This is a genomic window from Natronospira sp., from assembly GCF_007134575.1.
In the GTDB taxonomy this organism is placed as follows: domain Bacteria; phylum Pseudomonadota; class Gammaproteobacteria; order Natronospirales; family Natronospiraceae; genus Natronospira; species Natronospira elongata.
Genome location: NZ_SLKM01000089.1, coordinates 1 through 3337, shown reverse-complemented (window position 1 = coordinate 3337; position 3337 = coordinate 1). Strand labels below are relative to the sequence as shown.

General features: G+C 54.2%; 4 protein-coding genes. 3 read left to right on the top strand and 1 reads right to left on the bottom strand.

The features are described 5' to 3' along the window. The first annotated feature begins 251 nt into the window (after window positions 1-251). Together ACJWXQ_RS03500 and ACJWXQ_RS03495 are read left to right on the top strand one after the other, a co-directional pair. Entirely contained in the window at window positions 252-941 is a 690-nt protein-coding gene (locus ACJWXQ_RS03500) for a hypothetical protein (protein ID WP_406672157.1), read from the top strand. A 95-nt stretch (window positions 942-1036) separates the two neighbouring features. Beyond that, window positions 1037-1789: a hypothetical protein gene (locus ACJWXQ_RS03495; protein WP_406672156.1), complete on the top strand. Its 753-nt coding sequence runs from the start codon at window positions 1037-1039 to the stop codon at window positions 1787-1789. A 279-nt stretch (window positions 1790-2068) separates the two neighbouring features. Here ACJWXQ_RS03495 and ACJWXQ_RS03490 read toward each other — a convergent pair whose 3' ends face one another. Then, a complete protein-coding gene (locus ACJWXQ_RS03490; RefSeq protein ID WP_406672155.1) occupies window positions 2069-2626 on the bottom strand; it encodes a nucleoside 2-deoxyribosyltransferase in 558 nt (185 codons plus the stop codon). Window positions 2627-2944: 318 nt separating this feature from the next. On the opposite strand from ACJWXQ_RS03490, the gene ACJWXQ_RS03485 reads away from it, so the two are divergent. Further along, on the top strand, window positions 2945-3244 hold the full coding sequence (locus ACJWXQ_RS03485) for a hypothetical protein (RefSeq protein WP_406672154.1): 300 nt from the start codon (window positions 2945-2947) through the stop codon (window positions 3242-3244). Window positions 3245-3337: the final 93 nt, after the last annotated feature.

The window sequence follows — 3337 nt, the reverse complement described above, 5'->3', positions numbered from 1 at the left end:
TGGCGGCAAAATTGGCTCAACCTGGTCTCTTCGGTCCCTATTACGTCTGAACTGACACGAACACTTCGCATCTTACGTCTCCTGCGGGCGCTTCGTGTGATTAGGGCTGCCACAAACTTTTATTTTGCGCAACAGCGAGCTCGTCGCAATCGCCACACCCATCACTAAGAGATAGCAATCGCACCGCCTGCACGGTAGACGTGAGTAAGTACGGTTGAGGTTTGGAGCAAAATATATGATGATGTAGGTATATGGGAAAATCACCACAAAACAAAACCGGTGCCGCGCCACACGTCGGCCCGAGTGAAGCGAAGAAGTGGGGAGTCGCACTAAGTATCGCGGCTGTCCTGTTTGGTACACACATGGTATACATCCTTGAGTTTACCGCCACGACACAATTGCTCATGGCGGTGTCATTTGCGATGGCTGCGACGGCCTCTTTTCTGTATGCGATGGCGTTTTCTTCCGGTAGTTTGAGTTATTATATCGGGTGGCCGAATATGCGCGACGGATACCAGAAGCAGATCGGTGTGATGGGGTTTTGGTTCTCCTTCGCCTACAGTATCACCCTGGTGGTCCTCTATCCGGAGCTATACTGGTACGGGCTGGCTGACAATTTCTGGACATGGGACGTGACACTCGGTTTGACCGCTATGACCATTTTCGGTGCCATGACAGTGATCAACTCTAAGCCAATCGCACCATATTTCTCTTGGGATACTATCAAGTTTGTGCTCGGGTTGGGATTTGTCGGCTACGCGCTTTTGGTCATTCGAGCCATATTCATAGAGTTTGATCTTTGGATGTACTGGCTGACCACTTTTGATGGCGATATACCGGGGCGTCTGGTACTTTCGGTGGTTGCAGTAGGGGTGCTTATGATGCGCATCTCTGTGCCGATACACATCAAGTTGTTTGGTACACCTCGTCCGAAGAAGTAGTGCGCGACACTTCACAAAAACCCGCCATTCCTGCCTGAAATGGCGGGTTTTTGCGCCTGTACCCGGTGGTCGGGTTTTGCCAGGGATGCTATCATATGCGTATGCGAGCAGGGTATCTTTTACACGGCATTATATTCATGCTCTTCATCGGATTGGTCGTCGGGGCCCTACTCCTGCGAGGAGGTGCGTCGGCGCCCGATGCGAGTGAGAAGTCAGTCGACGTGCAGCCGGATGTGACTGAGGAGCCGGGCGACCCGTCATCTGATGTCGAGCCGAGGCCGAGTGATCCGTACGCCGGTGATTCTGCCCGTGACGCGGTTGATCGGTTGCTCAGTACCATCCTTCCGCTGGAGGTGGAAGAGTCAGGTCGGACCATCGAGTTTGATACCGACACAGTGCCACAAAGTCCCCGTACGGCGTACGCCGCACTTCCGTATGAAGTACAGATCGGTGAGACAAGCAGTTTGGTAGAGACGACCATGACACTTCGTCAGGGCGAGACCCCGGAGCGATTTGTCGGTCGCTTTTTATCACAGCATATACCCGGCGAGCGGGATTTGGCTCGTTATGACGATGATATGTATACAGTATCCGTCTCATTCTATGAGCTCGATGAATCCTTGGTGGCCGAATATCCGTCCGGCGATGAAGTGACGCCGGCGCAGGCCGGTGTCTCTGCCTACGTACGACGCATGAATCTGCCTGATGATGCGGTGGGTGGACGAGAGGATCGCTTTGACTTCATACGTGCCAATGGTGGCTGGATACTGGTCTGGCTCGGCGAGCGCACGTACTGTCGTCGCCCAGATGAAGAATTCTGGCAGCCGGCCGACCAGCTGTGTCCCTAAACGCTTCAACTCTACGCTAGCTGCCGGGGTGTACACAGTAGCGCGCGGCGGCATTCCCTTCACCTTCTATTGCGTAGGGGGTGAAGCTGTCGAACACGGTACGCTCGGTCACGAATAGTAGAGTGTATCCTACATCAGACTGGCAGTACTCGTACTCATCGGGTAAATACATAAAGCAGTACGGCCACGGGTTGCCGGGGGGTCGCGAACCATGCGTGTAGTGGCGGTGTTGATATGCGAAACGGCCGCCGCGAGAAACGCGGCGGCCGATATGGCTCTTTACGAGAGCTGCAAGATGCCCCTATCCAGATCAGCCCTGATGGCTTGGAGGCACTCTTCGATACCTCCCTCGACCAGACGACCACTGATGCAGCGCATTCCGCACTCCATCATAAGGTTGATGGAGGTGCCAAAATCGTCAGTGACCAGATGGCCGGTGTTGTCGATATGCATGCCGGTCGCATCATCGCGACTAGTCGGCAGATGTCGTATGGTTCGCTCTGTCAACGGAATACGCTCCGTGATATATCCATACGATGGTTTCCCGAGTGCATTTCCAAATCCGAGCTCGTAGGCGGTACCATCGTCGATGACACAATGACTTCGGAATGGATTGCAATTGGCTACTACAATGTCACATTCCCTTATTTGTGCAATGTCGGCGCGATAAATGCGATCTGCGGTATCCATTCCGCCGCCGGCGACGTCAAGATTGTTGTCGAGCGGATGGAGCGGGATGAAACCGTATTGTGTACAGAGCTGTCGCTGCTCTGTCGCACGTTCGGCGGCATTGTGCAGGAATATATCGGGTCCGGCGAGGTACAATTTTATGGGCATGGGAACCCCCTTTCTTCTACAGTACAAGTGACGACTGGTCGCATACTACGACATATCGTAGATTTTATCCAGACTTTTGGAAGAAATGCGTTGACAGGAAGCGGCACGCTCGCTACAGTGTATGCGTATGCGGACAATACAAACGACCAGCGCAGTACCGTGTCGCCCGAGCGTGCTCGTGGTGCTACTGCTGAGCCCTACCCGGTAGGTCTGGTCTTTGGTATCGTACGCACCCTTATACACAACCGGCCCTACCACAAAGGTAGGGCCGGTTGTGTATTTGGGGCAGAGTTCTTTTCTCGTACCTTGGAGGATCCCATGAAAGATGTTGCACATATACGAGCTGTCGTCACTGCGCCGTGCGACCTGGCTCATCCGCATCAGCAGTGGCTGCGAGCCGGTCGTGATGATCGCGCTGCTAATCAAGCGGCCTTTCTGGCCGCAGATCCGTCGATACCCGATGAGGTTATCGACACGGTGATGCAGCTGCACGATTCGGCGCAGCACCACTTCATCACTCGGCTACTTTTTGACCAGGGTGGTGGGGTGCACGACACCCCTGAGCAGGCCCTGATATCTGCGCAGGCACATCATGCGGAGGTGAGTGCCGATGGGTGATGGCAAAAGAGGTGATATGGCGCAAAAGCGGCCCGCTCGCGGGCCGCTTTTTTAGATACCATACGGTGGAATAATTATTCATCCGCTGATGCA

Excerpts from the sequence above, each read along its gene's own strand:
- ACJWXQ_RS03485 (WP_406672154.1), top strand. The coding sequence starts at position 2,945 with ATGAAAGATGTTGCACATATACGAGCTGTCGTCACTGCGCCGTGCGAC.
- ACJWXQ_RS03500 (WP_406672157.1), top strand. The coding sequence starts at position 252 with ATGGGAAAATCACCACAAAACAAAACCGGTGCCGCGCCACACGTCGGC.
- ACJWXQ_RS03495 (WP_406672156.1), top strand. The coding sequence starts at position 1,037 with ATGCGTATGCGAGCAGGGTATCTTTTACACGGCATTATATTCATGCTC.
- ACJWXQ_RS03490 (WP_406672155.1), bottom strand. The coding sequence starts at position 2,626 with ATGCCCATAAAATTGTACCTCGCCGGACCCGATATATTCCTGCACAAT.